This is a genomic window from Marinomonas profundi (genome assembly GCF_020694005.1).
GTDB lineage: Bacteria > Pseudomonadota > Gammaproteobacteria > Pseudomonadales > Marinomonadaceae > Marinomonas > Marinomonas profundi.
The window spans coordinates 2,822,857-2,840,568 of record NZ_CP073013.1 but is presented as its reverse complement, the minus strand read 5'-3'; the positions used below and the strand labels follow the sequence as shown (position 1 = coordinate 2,840,568).

The window sequence follows — 17,712 nt, the reverse complement described above, 5'->3', positions numbered from 1 at the left end:
TCCTTATAAAACACACACAATTCGCAGTAGATTAATCCGTTTAATCCATTAGATAAAATGATATATTCAGCCTAACTATTAGTTATTTGGATAAAGAGAATGCTGCCACCCCTAAAATCACTGCCCGTTTTTGAAGCCGTCGCACGACTCAACAGTTTTTCACTGGCCGCCAACGAACTCAGTGTTAGCCAAAGTGCCATTTCTCACCAAATAAGAATGCTAGAAAACTACCTAGGAGAAAACCTTTTTCACCGCCAAGGGCGACACCTTGAATTAACAAAAGAAGGCAAACTCTACTTCGACTCCATTAGCCATTCCTTACTGCAAATAGAAAGCGCCACCAACCAAATAAAAGGCCAACACAAAACTCACATTCGATTAGCGGTATACAGCTCATTTGCCGTCTATTGGCTTATACCAAGGCTGCCTGATTTGAAGCGATTACACCCAAGCCTCGAGCTCAGCATTGAAATGAGCCACGGCTCTCCTGACCTATCGGATCGCACTGCAGACTTTTTTATCACAGTCGAAAAACAGAAAAGAGGCTTTTCATTTGAACCGCTCTACCAAGAAGAGCTATTCCCGGTTTGTAGCCATGCCTACTTTGATGCCTTAAAAAATCGCCTGAACGCCACATCGAATCAAGAGTTAGAACACAAACTCAACACAACACCCGAGTTACTCGCACAATTTCCACTCATCACCTCAAACAGCATCTACGACAAACACACAGAAGACTGGAAACACTGGTTTGAAAATCTCAACCACCCGCTCCCCAGCACCACACAGTTCCACCACTTTAGCCACCTCATGCTCGCCTGCGAAGCCGCCAAACATTCACTCGGCATCGCCCTAGTTAACGACTACATGATGAATGAAAAATACGAAGAGACCACACTCAAAAGACTCCCCTGCAAAGCCTTCAAAACAGGCGACAGCTTCTACCTCGCCTACAAAGAAAGCCGCAAAAATGAAGACGCCATCAGACACCTAAAGCACTGGCTAAAAGAAGAAGCAAAATCCCTCCCCTAAACACCCTCCGATGAAATACAGCAAACAACACAACCGATGTCTAAGTCACCTATACGGTGGAGAAGGTGTGCTGATGAACACCTACGCCTGACCGCAACATTACGAACAAAATAAGGAAGGATCAATATCTGTTACATGAAGTCGTTTTCAGCATGACTTTCTGTCGCATAAAGGACTATTCTTTTTACCACTGGTGACAAAATAACCAGACATAGCTAAAAACAAAAACAACAGCAAAAAAGGATGTCTTATGAGTACATATGCAAATCGCGGTGTTATTTACCAAGGTAATGGCACGGTCAAGGTAGAAGCCATTCCCTTTCCTGAGCTCGCTATTGGCAAGCGCCGTTGTGATCATGGCGTTATTCTAAAAGTCGTTACCACTAATATTTGTGGCAGTGATCAACACATGGTTCGGGGTCGTACAACCGCAGAAAAAGGCTTGGTGCTAGGTCACGAAATCACTGGCGAAGTCATAGAGTGCGGCCGCGATGTAGAATTTATCAAGGTTGGCGATTTGGTGTCTGTGCCGTTTAACATTGCTTGTGGTCGCTGTCGTAACTGTAAAGAAGGCAAAACCGGTATTTGTCTCAACGTTAACCCTGCTCGCCCCGGTGCGGCTTATGGTTACGTGGACATGGGCGGCTGGGTTGGCGGCCAAGCGGATTATGTGATGGTGCCTTACGCCGATTTCAATTTGCTTAAATTCCCCGATGCCGATCAAGCCCGTGAGAAAATCCAAAGCCTCACGTTACTATCTGATATTTTCCCTACTGGTTTCCATGGCTGTGTCACGGCGGGCGTTGGCCCAGGCTCTACCGTTTATATCGCGGGGGCTGGCCCGGTTGGTTTAGCGGCAGCGGCTTCTGCACATTTGTTGGGCGCAGCCTGTGTGATTGTCGGTGATATGGTGGAAGATCGTCTCAATCAAGCGCGTTCTTTCGGTTGCGAAACAATCGACCTTACTCAAGAAGGTGATATTCAAGATAAAATTGAAGCCATTCTTGGTGACCGTGAAGTGGATGCGTTTGTCGATTGTGTGGGGTTTGAAGCCCACGCTTGTGGCTGTAATCACCATCAAGAATCTCCAGCGGTGGTGTTAAATTCCGCCATGCAAATGACACGCGCTGGTGGACAAATTGGTATTCCGGGTTTATATGTGACAGAAGACCCAGGGGCAACCGATGACGCGGCAAAACAAGGCAGTTTGAGCATGCGTTTTGGTCTTGGTTGGGCGAAATCTCATTCGCTTCATACCGGCCAATGCCCAGTGATGAAATACCATCGCGCCCTAATGCAAGCCATTTTGTTTGATAAAATCGACATCGCCAAAGCCGTAAACGTGCAAATGATTTCACTTGACCAAGCACCACAAGGCTATGCCGATTTTGACGGTGGCGCGGCGAAGAAATTCGTTATTGATCCACACAAAATGGTAAGTTAATAGCGCTACCAGCTAACATTTATAATCTGCAATGACACACAAAAAAGGCCTTGCCTCACTGACTCAGTAGGGCAAAGCCTTTTTTCTAGCCGCTTATTCCAAAGAAATCACAGCAGTGACGCACAGCGCTTCAAGTGCAATTTAGCCAATAGACCCTAGACATTTTTTAACGGACTCCTAGCGTTATAGTCGAATTAAAAATAGTGCAATAGTGATACTTGGCTCGTATTTTGTTTCATACTGTCTTGCTTCTGTTGCTCAAGCTTGACACGAATCTGCCAATCAGGATCAACCAAGTAAGACCATTCAATCTTAGCCACTTTGAGTGTGGCGGCGTGTTGGTCAACATCATCCAAATACTCGTAGGAAGCCATCACCCGATGGGTATCGCCTGAATATAACCACTGCAACTGTGGACCAAACTGAAGCCTGTATTTTTGTTGGTAGCTTTCTTGATATTGATCACCAACGGAAGCACTGCCATTGATCAACAGGGTAAATAAATGGTTCGAGACTTTTTCGGTCATCCCTGCCCCACCTTTTAGGCGAAAAACCAGCGCATCATCGACAACAAAATCTCTAATTAAGGAACCATTTATCTGCCAAGACTTCGGTGTTACTAGCGCATTTGACGGCGCTAAAGAGCGAATATTAATGAAAGATATCTCTTCAATACGAAGGCTATTATCTTCACTCACTCCCAAGCTGCCACTAAACATAGACAATTCGGCTCCTTCGAGGTAACCCCCTTTGGCGTCCAACAAATCATGGTAAGACGGACGATACTCAAGCAAACCAAAAGTATTCCCTTCGGTCTCGCCGAAAGTAACACCAATACGCTGCGTTTTATGGCCTTCATCATCTCTAATTTGTGGCGTATCAACGGGCGTAAATACATTCGTTGCATCGTACTTACTGCGTAATGAAAGAAGCCTGATAGAGCGATTATTCAAATACGCCAGAGTGGATTTCTCTCGAGCAGAAAGGTAACGACTATACTGATATGCCACCTCCAGTATTTGGGCTTGCTCATGTTCGGTAAAGTCAGATAAGCCATCCAATGAAAGCGTTTCATGTAACACCAGTGCTTTAACTTCACGTACTTGCTCGTCATTAAGTGATTCAAGCATATGCTCCATCTGCGCCACTACCGATGGACGATAACTTACCTCCAATAAAACACCGGCCTCTTTCAGCTCGCGAACCGTATCTGCTGGTATCGCCCAGTAATTAAAGTTTCTGGTAGTGTTCAGACGATCGCTACTCGCATCTAACATAGCCAACAACTGATAAGAGCAATTTTCTGAGAAAAAATAATATTCAATGTAAGTATTACGGACTTCCCATACATGCCGGATAAATTGATTCACCTCTTGCTGAGTGAAATCCAATTTGTATTCCCAAATATCACGGCTTTCTAAAAAGTTGTACTCTTTCACTTTTTCATAATAAGGCGTCACGGACACCACACCAGGATAGCCACCAGTTAAGCCTTTATAGCTAAAAACCAACGAATTATCCTCTGGGTTAGCGTTCGCAGCATAATTCACGGCGTAATCTAATAAAGGAGAGTCATTACCTTTCTTTTTAACCCTCAATAGGGTGTGCCCATACATAGAGGAAGGACTGTTTAAGTAGGCGGCAGGAAAAACAAGATAAATACTTTCGCCATTTATCCTATTGAACCAATCTTGAAACTCAGGGCATTCAGGCTCAATGAAATCGATGCCAAGAGACTGTTTTTTTAACCAACTAAGTCTTGCAGGGTACAGACATTGTGCGGCTTGGTTGAGGTCATTTCCTTCATAAGGCGTTTGAAAAGCCACGATAGTTGCGAGTAACTCAGCTTTAGGATCAGACTGTCCTAGAGGCGATAAGAAAAACGCAGCGTCATCAATTTGACTTTCATAGGGCGATATAACGCCAATTTGATGATAGTGCAAAAGATCTAACCAAGACGAATTTTGTGCCAACTCTGTGATCATACTGTCGTCGTTTGCAGACATCACCCTAACATCACCCGCAGAGGCGAAACCACATAACAGCATAAGCCATAAAAGAACTAAAAAGCGCATAGAAACTTACTTTTGAGGTCGGTGAACGAAATTGCAAAATCACCGTTTTATAGATAAAAAAAATGAGAGTGAGCCCCTTTACAGACGCTCACTCTCATTTTACATAATTCGATTAAAATTAACCTAGGTACTTAGTCAATTCTTGAGAATTAGACATAACATCCATAATACCTTCATGCGCAGTCGTAGGAGTAACTTGCGCAGAAGCAAAAATCTTATCAAAATTCTGCTTCATTTCAGTATTAAATAATGCCTTATCTTCAGACTTAATGCCCATAAGCGCAGCAAGAGCATTCAATGTTTCGCCATCACCTTTTGCCATGTCTACAGCAAGTGGTTCAAGGTTCTCGTTCATAAATACAGCAAGGCTACCAGACAATGGACCATTTGCATCTTCACAACCCAGCGTACCAGAAGTCATACCAAAAGACTGGTTACCAGACGTACCGTTTGTCGTTGCTGCCAGTACATGTTCATACCAAGCATCTGCGTTTTTAAAAACATACTCAGTACCTAGACCACAACCAGCTGGCCCATGACCACCTGCTGCAAAAGAGGTTGCTGACATACCGGCAAGAACAATTGATAATGCTAACTTTTTCATATATATATCCTTTATATAATTTGAAGTATTTACTTAAACGAATTAAGTCGATTAAGACTTTCTTATTATAATTGCATCTAAGCGGAAGTACAGTTAGGCCATTGCATTAATGACGAATAACGCATGTTATTGCCAAATAAAGCATAAAAAATAAGCAAGATACGCTTAGTTTTTTATTTTGACGCCTTAAAACGTTCCATTGATTATTTATTGTACTGCTTCAAAGATAAACTCTCGGCTAGCCTGATCCATCAGGTGCTTATCAGTACAAGTGCCTATCAACATGCCTATCAAGACACCCACTTTACGGCCTCTTAACTTCCAGAAAAGTCACAGTAGTAGCATACCGTGCCTCAAGTGCAATTTAGCAGACAGCAACTCGAACCCCTTGATACAACTGGCTTTCAACGGTGGGTGGCTTGTTTATTTTCTCAAGCATAAATGGTGGAGGCCGAAGGCCGGAACGAATTTGATGGCCTTGTTATCACAGCCTCATTCATTCTCAGCATACTGAGGTAGATCATCCGTAATCGTGAACCACGGGGCTTTGCTACCAACATAGACATGGCGTTCCACTTGCACGCCGGGATCAGTATCGAGTGTTCCGAGTGGAAAGGCATACAGTTCTGGTTTTGCGTCGAATCTTGTATGAATACTGGAGCCACAGACCGAGCAAAAAACTTTGTACTCCCCCGGCGAGGACTCATAGCTTGTTAGCAGATCCTGCCCTTTGACAGTCTCCCAACCCTCAACTCGTACCTTTGCGCAGGTTCGAAAAGCTGATGCGTGGAGCTTGCGGCACATTGAGCAATGGCAGTTGTATACGTCACTCAAAGCCCCTGTTATCTCGTACTGAACACCACCACAAAGGCAGCTTCCCGATTGTTTCATAATTTATTTCCCTGAGTGATAAGGCCGAAGCACACCGGTGACTTTGACGTAGCGAAGCGGAGACAAAGGCATCCGAGTGACGCGCCTGGTTAGCTGTTTCCAAGCATGTACGCACGAAGCTGCCGCTCCTCTCGCATGACGTAGAGGACGAGAACTCGCTTCTCATCCTCGCGATAGAAAATACGACACGGTGGAAGCACTACCTCCCTGTATACCGAATTCGGGAGCTCTGGAGGAATCTGCCCGGATTGGGGGAAATTTTCCAAACGCTCGGTCTTATCGAAAACTTCCCGGACCAGATGACTTGCGGCACCAGGATTATCCAGAGCAATGTACTCAGCGATGGCATCAAGTTCTTGAAGGGCCGGCTCTGTCCAGATTACTTCAGCCATTTACTCATTCTCTCCCTGGCCTCGCTTTGGCTGTACGTTCTTCCCTCAAGTACAGCGCGCTCTCCCCGCGAGAGCCCCTCAAGCAGCTCAAGGCGACGCTGCATGAACTCGTAATCCTGAACATCGACAAGATATGCGGATGGCTGACCATGCTCCGTGATCAGTATCGGCTCTTTAGACAAGTGCAGATCTGCGAGAATCTTTGTGGCTTGGCGCTTGAGGTTCGTAACTAGCTCAACTTTCATGGGTTCACCCAAAATCAGACTAAAAGTACCACTATAGTATCACTTTTTGAATGAGGGTCAATCACAGCTAACGCTGCGCTCAGCCACACCCGAAGGGAGCGTCCGGCAGCCGAAGGCTGCGTAGTGGTTGCGCCTGGTTATGCATTTGCCGCAATTACAGTTGTATTGAGCCCTTCATCAGATGTGGGTGCAACAAAGTACTTTGTGACTAGCTCAAACATCTCTTCCGTATCAGTTGCCGTCCTCTGAGGCTCTTCTATCCGTCTTTGTGCGATTCGTCCCAAGCAAACCTCATTTGGCTGGTCGATATAGATTAATTCATGTGGAGCCTGGATCTCTGAAAAAATGCTTTTAAACCACTCTCGTTGTGGAATTGTATTTGCCGGAAAATCCATTACCACGTTGGTTCCAGACGCTAAGATCGATTGAACCAATTTCTTCATTTGAGGCTTAAGACGGCCAGAATATTCAATGTAGTCATCTAAGGTCTTGATGCAATTTGGATACACGGACGAAAGCCACTCGTCTTCTGAGAGTAGTACGGCGTTTCGCTCTTGGGATATTTCACGAGACTTTGTAGTTTTTCCTGCTCCCATTTTCCCGCAGAAAAACGTCAGAACGCCTTTATTCATTTATTACCTCGTATTGCATAACGTTTGGTTAAGGGGCGGGCTTTAGCCCGTCCTAGCGAGCGCAGCGAACGATTTGAACCAGTTGTTATGTTTCATCATCAAGTTCGGAGGCTCGTAATAGCTGGTTGCTGCGCCGCACTGTCAAAATATCAATCTGATCTCTAACACTATAAATAACCCGATACGCTCCAAACATTACCTCTCTGATGCGATGTGCACCCACCTCAGGAACCATGCGGCCACTTTCCGGAAAGTCCGCCAGGCGTTCTACTGTGGCAAATAGCCCATCGACCCATTCAACTGCAGCAGCAGGCTTGTCTTCGGCAATGTATTGAGCGATATCTTCTACACGCTCCAACGCAAGCGGAGACCAGACGATTTTCATCGGGACAGCTTGCTCAGGACCCAGGATTTTGCATCTTGATGGGAAATACCTGCCCCGCTGGCAATTTGCTCCTCGGCTTTATAGACCTCTTCAAGTACCTCCAGGCGTTCTTGCATCCTCTCGTACACCTGGACATCGACCAGAACGGCAACGCCGCGCCCTCTCTGCGTTAGCACCATGGGGCGGCGGGTTTCATGGATCTGTTTTACAAATGTGGCTACGCCCGCTCTGAACTCAGAGAGGGGGCGTATATCTTCATCTACATGGACTCGTGACATGGTGGGCACCTGCGTACGTTTACTTGTACCGCTTAGCGTACGCCAGAAGCCGGGGGAGGGCAAGGTAAGGACTGGTAAACATAACGCCCGGCTCACCGAGCAAATTTTTGATGGCGACTTTTGTGCGTCTTTTTGCACGAAAGGTGACAGCGGAAATTTGTCCGGTGCAGCCGTTTGTTAGATTCATTTAAAGTATGCTGTATAGCGTCTCGATACCCAGCCCTGCTCAAGCACTCCATCAATCTCTACTTCGACTAAAAGCCATGAGCGGTGTGACTTATCTATTACCTCAACTAACGAACCGATAGGCAAAGTCGTTATTATTTCGGATTTCATACTGGGGCCTTCTCTAAAATTAAGAGATTGTACTGTTGTGACACGAAACCCTTTTAACGAAGATCGATCAAAATTATGATTAGGTGCGCGAGTAAATTGCCTGACTTCGGTAGGCGTAGATATTAAATCTAGCTCTTTTCTTGCTTGGACGGCGTTGGCCATCATGTAAGCAGATAAGCAACTTAGTAAGATCGGCAAAAAATAATAGTGATATAGATAGAGCAAGATGCTCTTAGTTTTTTCAGATAGCGCATTAAAGTCTGTTTGTGAATATATCTCTGCGCTTATTTGAGCATCTATCTCTTTAAGAGAATCATCTACTATATCGGTACTACCCATTTCCGATGCGAAGGCGAAGGCCAAGGCTGCACTTTTCGGAAATGGGCTGTTATCTAGACTAGCTAAAGCCTTAAATGACTCTAAGTTACTAATTTGAGATATTTGTTTAAATGCTTCAGATTGCTGCAAGGCAATTGATGCAAGCTGGCTTGTTTTTGCAAAACTTTCCAGCTGCTTAGCAATTTCAGACTGCTGAAACGCTAGAGAGGATAGTCGAACCGATTCAGCTACAGCCTTAAAAGACCTCATAGCATCTGATTCTTGTAGAGCTAACGTTGCCAGCCGACTTGATTCTGTGAATTGCCTAATAGACTTCATGGCATCCGATTCGTGGAAGGCAAGCGAAGCGATTCTGCTACTGTCGGCTGCAATCCGAGCGGATTGCATAAATTCTGTTTCGTTAAAAGCTAAGGATGCCAGCCTTGTGGTTTCACTGAGCTTTCTTATTGTTCGTATTGTTTCAGATTCCTGAAACACTGAAGCAGCAAGGCTCAATTGCTTTTCCATCTTCCTTATTGACTCCAGCCAAGGTGGATTGATGATATTTTCGATACTTTTATCCATGGTTCTATATGATCTTCCGTCTTAGCAGGAGCCTAGGAATCTAACAATTAAGGGTTATACGGCAGCGTAGCTGCGGTTATAACCCACTGTTGAACGGCTGCGTTGTCTATATAGGGGATTTGCTTTTTTCATGGTAGGACTTCCCTGTTATATAACTCGCTAGATATCAAAGCCTGTTTGGACTATGCCGCTTCAGATCGTCTTTGATTGCCGCTATATTGATTCTTTATTTGCTCTTTTGTAGCGCGATTTAACCAAAGAGGCAAGCGATTCCCTCAGACCTTATGACCTGATCTGTTTTTATACTCTGATCTCACCGTGTGCTAACGCTAACTACCATTGTCCCATGGCAGCAGAATGCAAAGCCGTTTTGTCACTTTACTCTCAGATACATCGCCAAGATAAACAACGGCACGCTTTCCACAAGCAGGGCATGAACAACTTGATTCAGCTGTCTTTTCACTGTCTTCCTTGGTTCGTGGCTCGTACATGTCTAACTGCTTATCTACCCGCTTCTTCACCTTGGCTCTTATGGCATTAGACAAACAGCCATAATGTCGGATGCGCATGATGTGCAGGACGCACGAATGTCGCGGGAACAGGATGTTCAGGAGCGACGCAAGCCCCTTGGTAATACATGGAGTAAAAAGCGCCTTACCAGCTCTTGTGGCGTGAGTGTTAAAAGAGACTGCTTGCCGGAACGATAGTCTCGATATTGAAGGCTGATTTTATTGTTATTCCACACTTGGAAACGATTATTAGATAAGGCAATACGGTGACTGTACCGCGCTAAGTAACTGACTAATGATGAGCGATACTCAAGCGCTGATTTACAATAGACCACCCAAGGCTTTTGCATCAAAACATTCAGTAGCCGACTCACTTCCGTTTGGGATAACTCTGGAAGTAACCCTTCGCCAAAAGCCGCTCTTAGTTGACATCAGTAACTGCGAGTTTCTAACGCCTGATTACGGTCGTTCCTTCCTCATCCAGGCCTACGGGGATGTTGGGTTTTCGACGAGTTAGGATGAAAGCAATAACCCCACCCTAGCCCTCCCCTTGAAAGACATAAGGGGAGGGAACAACCCCCTGTGTCAGAGTAGTTGTCGCCTCTAATTTTTAACAAGAGGTGGATCAAATGGGTCATAAATTTACATAAGAATTTAAAGTGCAAGCGGTAGAAAAAGCGCTATCTCAAAGCGCCTATCAAGACACCCACTTTACGGCCTCTTAACTTCCAGAAAAGTCACAGTAGTAGCATACCGTGCCTCAAGTGCAATTTAGTAGACAGCAACTCGACCCCCTTGATACAACTGGCTTTCAACGGTGGGTGGCTTGTTTATTTTTGGGGAAAGCATTGATTCTCTTTAGCTTATCGCTTCATACAACATAGAGATTGACAGCAAAAAAATTAAGAGACTGAAACACCGATATAGCCAAACTTCTACTGGCTTACCTGATAAGTATTTTTCTAAATAGGAGCCAGCAAGCGCATACAGCACTTTGATTACTGAAAGCACCGTCACGATAATCGCTATTACTTGAAAAACTTGTAATGCGGATAAAGCCTGAGTATCTAAGGCAATCGGAAGAATGGCGACATAGAAAATCAGCACCTTAGGGTTCGACAGCGTTAACAGCAAGGAGCCGAAAAACAACGTGTGAGAGGAGCTACCGGCACTCTTAGCCCCCACTACCGGCTTGAGACTGATGCCCTCCTTCCAGAGCCGAACCGATAAGAGAATAAGATAACCGGCACCAAGAATCTGAATCGGCGTCAGTAACATCGGAGTCGCTCTAAGCGCGGCACTTAACCCAAGTAGCGCGGCAAAAAACCAAATCAGGTCGCCGACAACAAACCCCGCAATCAGAAAAAATATACGTGAACGACTGAGACGCCCGGCTTGTGTAATAACGGTCATAATCCCAGGCCCAGGAATAATCACCACAGAGGCGTATATTAGCGCAAACATAAACATTAATTGGAAACCTTATAGTCTTTCTAAATGAGTTTAAAGCAGTCGACTGCTGACCCTCTTTTATTGACTTCTCGACATTTAAAAGCGTATCAGCAAAGCCGATATCAAGGCGTAGACTTTAAGTTAATATACAACACAAAGAAACTAGAATCCCTTGTTATTACAGGCTTCAAAGGTGGTTTGTTACCCCACCCTAGCCCTCCCCTTGGAAGACATAAGGGGGGGGAATAATGACAATTGAGGGTCGCGGAAAGTCATGTAGCGCTTCGAAGAGGCATGATGTGGACGCCAATGATTAACGCCTGATTGCGGTCGTGCCTCCCTTATGCAGGCCTACAATTTGGTAGTGCGGAAAGGTGATAACAACAAATAACCCCACCCTAGCCCTCCCCTTGGAAGACATAAGGGGAGGGAATAATGAGCTTTTCGGCTTTTTAATGTCGCGTTTGTTTTGGGTCGTTCATTTCGCGCATGCGTTTGCGGTGCGCTACAAATGCGTCGCTTAGCATGTAGTCGCCTTGTTCGGTATGCGCCAGTGCGCCTCGGTTGACGAGTGCGTCTAGGGTTTTGGGTAATACCTTTTGGCGGCGTTCGCCTTTGATAAAGTAGAATTGTTCGCCCAATTGGATCAACTTAAAACCAGATTCTAGGTAGCCAACACATAAGTTTTGAGTTGGCGTTAATTTGAGTTTCATTCGTCACCTCACTAGCCGTCTCTTAATTTGATTGTTCTATTAACTATAGACTATAGACACTTTTTCCAAGAACAAAAATTTTACCGCTCTAAGATGTCGAATAAAAAAGGGAAGACCGTGGCCTTCCCTTTGCATAAACCTTGTCGTGCTGGCGTTATTCAGCAAACACCACGGTTTTGTTGCCGTGTACTAACACGCGGTCTTCTAGGTGGTAGCGCAGTCCGCGAGACAAGACGAGTTTCTCGATGTCTTTGCCTAGGCGAACCATGTCTTCTGCAGCATGGCTGTGGCGAACACGAATCACGTCTTGTTCGATAATAGGGCCTGCATCTAAATCGGCGGTGACGTAGTGACAGGTCGCGCCAATCAATTTCACACCACGCACTGCGGCTTGGTGATAAGGTTTAGCACCAATGAAAGACGGCAAGAAGCTGTGGTGGATGTTGATGACCTTATGACGGTATTTCTCGCACAGGTATTCAGGGAAGATTTGCATGTAACGGGCTAATACAATGGTATCAGCGCCAGACGCATCGATGCAGGCTTCAATTTCTTGGAAGGCGGGCATTTTGTTTTCTTTCGGCACGGGAATGCAGAAGTACGGAATTTTGTACCATTCGACCATAGAACGTAGGTCTTCGTGGTTCGCGATAACGCCAACGATTTCGCAGTTCAGTTCACCGGTGTGCCAGCGGTGCATGATGTCATTTAGGCAATGGGATTCTTTGGTCGCTAGTAAGACGACTTTAGGACGGTCTTCACTGTCTTTCACGTACCAGCGCATGTTGAATTCTTCTGCAATCGGCGCGAATTCTTGGCGGAAGGTTTCTACGTCAATCGACAAGCTTTCTGCGTCAATATCGTGGCGCATGAAGAACCATTTTTGCTCTAAATCTGTGTGATGGCTGGCTTCCAGAATCGAACCTTGACGTTCGTTCAAAAACTGACTCACCGCCGCTACAATGCCCACTCTGTCGGGGCAACTAATCACAAGTCGAAATGTTTTTTTCATACTAAAAACTTATAAACCTTTAAACTTATAAAACCTAAAAAAACAAGGCTAGACAACGCGTCTAGCCTTTAAAATGTCTGCGAATTATACCGAATTTACTCACGTATGCTTAGTCACTTATGATTTGTGTTTAATGACATAGCATTGGTGAATCTTATCGTTGCGATCAAAGTCAGGGTCGAGCGTGTCACGGGTGATGTTTTGCACGTCAAACTCTTGCTCTAGCGCTTCATCTAACACAAAGCGACGGTAGTTGTTGGAGAAGATTAACTCACCGCCTTTTGCCAATCTCGCCATGGCCAAACGCACAAGTTCACCATGGTCACGCTGAATGTCTAATATGTCGGCCATTTTTTTTGAGTTGGAAAAGGTTGGCGGATCCATAAAGATCAAATCAAAGGTGTCGCGGCTTTGTTTTAGCCATTCGATACAGTCTGCGCGTTCTACCTGATGGTAACGATCAGAGAATTCATTCAGCTCGATATTACGACGCGCCCATTCGGTGTAGGTGTTCGACATGTCGACACTCAAGGAGCTGTGTGCGCCGCCCTGCCCGGCGTGAACCGATGCGGTCGCGGTGTAACAAAACAGGTTCAAAAAACGCTTACCATTGGCTTTGTCTTGGATCAGTTTGCGCACGGGTCTGTGATCAAGGAACAATCCTGTGTCCAGATAATCTTTCAGGTTAACGATGAATTCACAACCGTATTCTTCGACGATCATTTCGTGTTTAGACTGATCCAGCTTTTCGTATTGCTCTTTACCCGATTGTCTTTGACGCTGTTTTAAAATGACTTTGGATTCCGCGATGTTCAATGCTGTTGGAATCGCAGACATGACTTCAAACAAGCGTTGTTTGGCTTTTTCTGGATCGACACTTTTGGGTGCCTGATACTCTTGAACGTGTGCCCAATCTTGGTATATGTCGATGGCCACCGAATATTCTGGCATGTCTGCATCATAAACGCGGTAGCACTGGATCTTGTTCTTCTCGACCCATTTTTTCAGTTTTTTGGCATTTTTTTGCAGACGATTGGCGAACATTTGTGCGCCCGGTGTCATCACTGATTGTGCGACCACGTCTTCTTTTATGCTGCCCGCCAACAATGGAAACTGGTAAGCGCGACATTCAATGCCGCCATTAATCACACGCGTGCTTTTCTCGGGTCGTACCGGAATTTGACGCGCCAAATGGTCGTTGCTGGTGAGCATCATGAATTGCCAACCACGTACATGATTGACCACCCACTCGCCTAGTTGACGATACAAGGCAATCAAGGCCATTTCATCACCGATACGCTCACCGTAAGGAGGGTTGGTGATAACCAAGCCCGGAGCCTCGGCGTTAATATCAAATTCGTGCTCTTGGAATGACGACATGCTGACATCAATCACATCGGTTAGCCCTGCGCGCTTGATGTTTTCTCGTGCCGACGCAATGGCTTTTTGCTCTCGATCCGTACCTTGGAAACGAATCCCCAATGTGGCAGGGTCTTTTTTACGATTCTTGGCAAAATCCATTAATTGTTGCCACATACGGTGATCGTGCTGTTTCCAGCCTTTGAATCCCCAATATTGACGACGCAAACCTGGCGCCATGTCCAACGACATCATCGCTGCTTCTACCAGAAACGTCCCCGAACCACACATAGGGTCGATCAACTGCGTCAAGCCGCAATCCGTTCCCCAACCAGCGCGTAACAAAAGGCCAGCGGCTAAGTTCTCTTTCAGCGGCGCCATGCCGCCTTGTTGACGGTAACCACGGCGGTGCATACTTTCGCCAGACAAGTCGATACTCACCGTCACGACTTCGCGTTTAATGCGCAAGGCAATGCGAACTTCTGGCTGCTCTTTTTCAACGTTAGGACGTTCACCCGACAAGGCGACAAAATAATCGGCAATGGCGTCTTTAGCGCGTACTGCACCAAATTGCGTATTGCGAATATGATGATTAGTGCCGTGACAATCAATCGCCATGGTGTTGGTGGCTTTCATGTGATCTGACCACTGAATCGCTTTTACGCCATCGTATAAATCGTCGGCAGATTCCATTTTAAAATTGGCAATCGGCAACATAACGCGGGTCGCAACGCGAGACCAAAGACAGGCTTTGTACACGCCTTCTAGGTTTGTGGTCAGCTTAACCTGCGCCTCACCCAATCGTGTTTGTGTCAGGCCTTCGCCATGTAATTCTTTTTCTAAGACATTTTCTAATCCAAGAGGACAGGTTATTTCTAATGCGTAAACCTGACTGGTTGAATCGGTTGTCTGTAATATCGTGCTCATTTTTAAATACTTTTTTTAAATTTCAATGAATGTTGCGAAACGTAAAAAGAAAGCGGAACCTACATTCCGCTTTCTTATGAGTACACTTTAAACCAGCGCACTGTTTTCAATTCGATAAGATTAAATACCAAGATCACGCTCTCGATAATAGGCGTCTGTGCTGGTAATGGCTTCTTTTATCAGTTCTGGGCCATGGTAAATAAAGCCAGAATAAATCTGCACTAAACGCGCACCGGCTTGCAGTTTTTCTACCGCATCAGCACCACTTGAAATACCACCCACACCAATAATCGGCAGCGTGTCTTTCAAATGTTCCGCCAATACTTTTACCACATGAGTCGAGGCGTCACGAACTGGCGCGCCACTTAAACCACCCGCTTCGTGTTCATACTGATGCCCTAAAACAGCATCACGAGACAAGGTGGTATTGGTGGCAATAATACCATCAACGCCCTGCTCCACTAAGGTATCGGCGACCATTTTGATTTCGTCGTCTGTCATATCTGGGGCTATTTTCACCGCCAATGGCACACGCTTGCCATGTTCCGCTTCATAACGATCACGCGCCACAACCAAGGGCGCAATCAATTGCGCCAAGCTTTCCCCAAACTGCAGGCTACGAAGGCCCGGTGTATTTGGCGAGCTGATATTGGCGGTAATGTAATCGGCGTAAGGAATAACGGCGTCTAAACAAGCCAAGTAATCCGCTGCCGCGTCTTCTACCGAGGTGGTTAAATTCTTACCAATATTAACCCCCAGCACGCCTGGATAGCGGTGAGCTTTAATCCGTGAAACCAGATGATCGACGCCTTTGTTATTAAAACCCATGCGATTGATGATGGCTTCATGTTCAGGCAAACGGAACAAACGCGGCTTAGGGTTGCCTGCTTGCCCTTTTGGTGTCACGGTTCCGACTTCAACAAAACCAAAACCTAGCGCGCCCAACGCCTCAAAAGCATCGGCATTTTTATCCAAACCCGCGGCCAAACCAACGGCATTAGGAAAACGTAAGCCCATCACATCGACCGGTTTGGTGGCTGGTAACCCACCTAGCAACTTATTGACCCCCAACCGACTGCTTGCCGCAAGAAGATCCAATGACAACTCATGGGACACTTCAGCGTCTAATTTAAAAAGTAACGAGCGAGCAAGTTGGTACATTGTTAGGGCCCCTAGGCGGTTAAAGTCAGGTAAATGTGCTATCTAATTCTCGTGACAGCAATCAATTTATTCATATCATCAAATTCTACTTCAAAAAAACCGTAAATGCCTTGGTGAGTCACGAAACGCTGAAAAGCCGACAAAGGCAACTGAACTTTACGCCCATCTAAACTACTCGCGACGAGGTTTTTTGCCGCCCCCGTATACATAGCTTCATATTTAAACGCAGACAAGGCCACATTCAATACAATTTTCGCCATTTTTTCGTCCTGTGCTTACGTTACTCTTACGAAGATCGCTCTGTGCGTAAAGATTTGAATCCGATAAGATGAAGACTATTATATTGCGTTGACACTTTTTTTGACAGAAGTATAAGGAACCTAGGTTCGATGGTAACTGTAATTGAGCAATTAAAAGATCATCTAAATCACGCCGTTGTTGGCCAGCCAGATTTAACCCACGAATTACTCGTCGCTTTAATCGCTAATGGTCATGTGCTTTTAGAAGGACCGCCGGGGATTGCCAAAACCACTGCGGCGAAAGCCTTGGCCAGTGCCATCGACAGCCGTTTTCAACGTATTCAATTCACGCCAGATTTACTGCCCGGTGACGTCACGGGATCGGATATTTATCAGCAAGAAACGGGGCAGTTTAGTTTTATTCCGGGCCCGATTATGAATGACATCGTCTTAGCTGACGAGATCAACCGGGCGCCCGCCAAGGTGCAGTCTGCGTTGCTCGAAGCCATGGGCGAAAGACAAGTTACGGTGGGCAATCACAGCTACGCGCTGTCTGCACTGTTTTTTGTTATTGCGACGCAAAACCCCATCGAGCAAGAAGGCACTTACCCTTTGCCTGAAGCCCAGCTTGATCGCTTTATGATGAAGATCAACCTTGGTTATCCAAGCGCGGCCAGTGAATTAGATGTTCTGAGATTAGTTCGTCAGCAAGACTTGCACAAAACCTCAGCCAGCACGCCTCAGCCAATTTGCACACCCCATGAGATTCTTGAACTGCAGCACAAAGCCTTATCCTTGTACATGTCGGAGAGTGTCGAGCAGTACATAGTGCAGCTGGTGATGGCGACCCGCCAGCCAGAACTTTATTTAGGTGACGCTGGCAAAGGCACGAATTTAATTGAATTTGGTGCTAGCCCACGGGGGACACTGGCGCTTGATCGTTGTGCTCGCGCCAATGCATTGATAAATGGTAGAGACTTTGTCACACCAGACGATGTGCGTCAGATTGCCTTGCCAGTGTTGCGTCATCGCATTATTACCACGTTTGAAGCACAAGCGGCCGGATTATCGGTTGATGATCTATTGAAGCGATTAATTAGCCACGTTCCGGCACTTTAATGCA

Annotated in this window: 18 protein-coding genes and 1 pseudogene; 3 read left to right on the top strand and 16 right to left on the bottom strand. The window is 45.8% G+C overall.

The features are described from left to right. The first annotated feature begins 99 nt into the window (after positions 1 to 99). On the top strand, positions 100 to 1,032 hold the full coding sequence (locus J8N69_RS13275) for a LysR substrate-binding domain-containing protein (protein ID WP_168823091.1): 933 nt from the start codon (positions 100 to 102) through the stop codon (positions 1,030 to 1,032). 250 nt (positions 1,033 to 1,282) lie between these two features. Continuing rightward, positions 1,283 to 2,476 carry a formaldehyde dehydrogenase, glutathione-independent gene (gene fdhA / locus J8N69_RS13270; protein ID WP_168823089.1) on the top strand — a complete coding sequence of 398 codons (1,194 nt, stop codon included), beginning with the start codon at positions 1,283 to 1,285 and terminating at the stop codon, positions 2,474 to 2,476. A 194-nt stretch (positions 2,477 to 2,670) separates the two neighbouring features. On the opposite strand, the gene J8N69_RS13265 is transcribed toward fdhA, so the two are convergent. From J8N69_RS13265 to J8N69_RS13190, 16 genes and pseudogenes are all read right to left on the bottom strand, one after another. Further along, entirely contained in the window at positions 2,671 to 4,551 is a 1,881-nt protein-coding gene (locus J8N69_RS13265) for an Lnb N-terminal periplasmic domain-containing protein (protein ID WP_168823087.1), read from the bottom strand. A 118-nt stretch (positions 4,552 to 4,669) separates the two neighbouring features. Next, the gene (locus J8N69_RS13260) at positions 4,670 to 5,155 is read right to left on the bottom strand and encodes a DUF3015 domain-containing protein (protein WP_168823085.1); all 486 of its coding nucleotides are present in this window, start codon (positions 5,153 to 5,155) and stop codon (positions 4,670 to 4,672) included. Between the two features lie 492 nt (positions 5,156 to 5,647). After that, positions 5,648 to 6,046 carry a GFA family protein gene (locus J8N69_RS13255; RefSeq protein ID WP_168823084.1) on the bottom strand — a complete coding sequence of 133 codons (399 nt, stop codon included), beginning with the start codon at positions 6,044 to 6,046 and terminating at the stop codon, positions 5,648 to 5,650. A gap of 89 nt (positions 6,047 to 6,135) precedes the next feature. After that, positions 6,136 to 6,438, bottom strand: a complete 303-nt coding sequence (locus J8N69_RS13250) for a type II toxin-antitoxin system RelE/ParE family toxin (protein WP_168823083.1) — start codon at positions 6,436 to 6,438, stop codon at positions 6,136 to 6,138. Further along, the gene (locus J8N69_RS13245) at positions 6,426 to 6,683 is read right to left on the bottom strand and encodes a type II toxin-antitoxin system Phd/YefM family antitoxin (RefSeq protein ID WP_168823080.1); all 258 of its coding nucleotides are present in this window, start codon (positions 6,681 to 6,683) and stop codon (positions 6,426 to 6,428) included. Before J8N69_RS13245 ends, J8N69_RS13250 begins: the two co-directional genes overlap by 13 nt. Positions 6,684 to 6,820: 137 nt before the next feature. Then, complete coding sequence (locus J8N69_RS13240) at positions 6,821 to 7,315, bottom strand: AAA family ATPase (RefSeq protein WP_168823078.1); 495 nt, start codon at positions 7,313 to 7,315, stop codon at positions 6,821 to 6,823. Positions 7,316 to 7,400: 85 nt separating this feature from the next. Next, entirely contained in the window at positions 7,401 to 7,700 is a 300-nt protein-coding gene (locus J8N69_RS13235; RefSeq protein WP_168823076.1) for a type II toxin-antitoxin system RelE/ParE family toxin, read from the bottom strand. Beyond that, on the bottom strand, positions 7,697 to 7,978 hold the full coding sequence (locus J8N69_RS13230; RefSeq protein ID WP_168823073.1) for a type II toxin-antitoxin system Phd/YefM family antitoxin: 282 nt from the start codon (positions 7,976 to 7,978) through the stop codon (positions 7,697 to 7,699). Before J8N69_RS13230 ends, J8N69_RS13235 begins: the two co-directional genes overlap by 4 nt. A 183-nt stretch (positions 7,979 to 8,161) precedes the next feature. Then, the gene (locus J8N69_RS13225; protein ID WP_168823071.1) at positions 8,162 to 9,217 is read right to left on the bottom strand and encodes an SH3 domain-containing protein; all 1,056 of its coding nucleotides are present in this window, start codon (positions 9,215 to 9,217) and stop codon (positions 8,162 to 8,164) included. Positions 9,218 to 9,546: 329 nt separating this feature from the next. Further along, positions 9,547 to 10,154: pseudogene (locus J8N69_RS17220) on the bottom strand (transposase); the annotation flags it as partial. A 430-nt stretch (positions 10,155 to 10,584) separates the two neighbouring features. After that, positions 10,585 to 11,196 carry a LysE family translocator gene (locus J8N69_RS13215; protein ID WP_168823065.1) on the bottom strand — a complete coding sequence of 204 codons (612 nt, stop codon included), beginning with the start codon at positions 11,194 to 11,196 and terminating at the stop codon, positions 10,585 to 10,587. A 434-nt stretch (positions 11,197 to 11,630) separates the two neighbouring features. Further along, the gene (locus J8N69_RS13210) at positions 11,631 to 11,891 is read right to left on the bottom strand and encodes a formyltetrahydrofolate deformylase (protein ID WP_168823063.1); all 261 of its coding nucleotides are present in this window, start codon (positions 11,889 to 11,891) and stop codon (positions 11,631 to 11,633) included. 154 nt (positions 11,892 to 12,045) lie between these two features. Then, positions 12,046 to 12,903, bottom strand: a complete 858-nt coding sequence (purU, locus tag J8N69_RS13205) for a formyltetrahydrofolate deformylase (RefSeq protein ID WP_168823061.1) — start codon at positions 12,901 to 12,903, stop codon at positions 12,046 to 12,048. A gap of 117 nt (positions 12,904 to 13,020) precedes the next feature. Next, a complete protein-coding gene (gene rlmKL, locus J8N69_RS13200; RefSeq protein ID WP_168823059.1) occupies positions 13,021 to 15,189 on the bottom strand; it encodes a bifunctional 23S rRNA (guanine(2069)-N(7))-methyltransferase RlmK/23S rRNA (guanine(2445)-N(2))-methyltransferase RlmL in 2,169 nt (722 codons plus the stop codon). A gap of 120 nt (positions 15,190 to 15,309) precedes the next feature. Further along, on the bottom strand, positions 15,310 to 16,350 hold the full coding sequence (locus J8N69_RS13195; RefSeq protein WP_168823057.1) for a quinone-dependent dihydroorotate dehydrogenase: 1,041 nt from the start codon (positions 16,348 to 16,350) through the stop codon (positions 15,310 to 15,312). A 38-nt stretch (positions 16,351 to 16,388) separates the two neighbouring features. Next, positions 16,389 to 16,610 carry a DUF2835 domain-containing protein gene (locus tag J8N69_RS13190; RefSeq protein ID WP_168823055.1) on the bottom strand — a complete coding sequence of 74 codons (222 nt, stop codon included), beginning with the start codon at positions 16,608 to 16,610 and terminating at the stop codon, positions 16,389 to 16,391. Between the two features lie 129 nt (positions 16,611 to 16,739). On the opposite strand from J8N69_RS13190, the gene J8N69_RS13185 reads away from it, so the two are divergent. After that, entirely contained in the window at positions 16,740 to 17,708 is a 969-nt protein-coding gene (locus J8N69_RS13185) for an AAA family ATPase (RefSeq protein WP_168823053.1), read from the top strand. Positions 17,709 to 17,712: the final 4 nt, after the last annotated feature.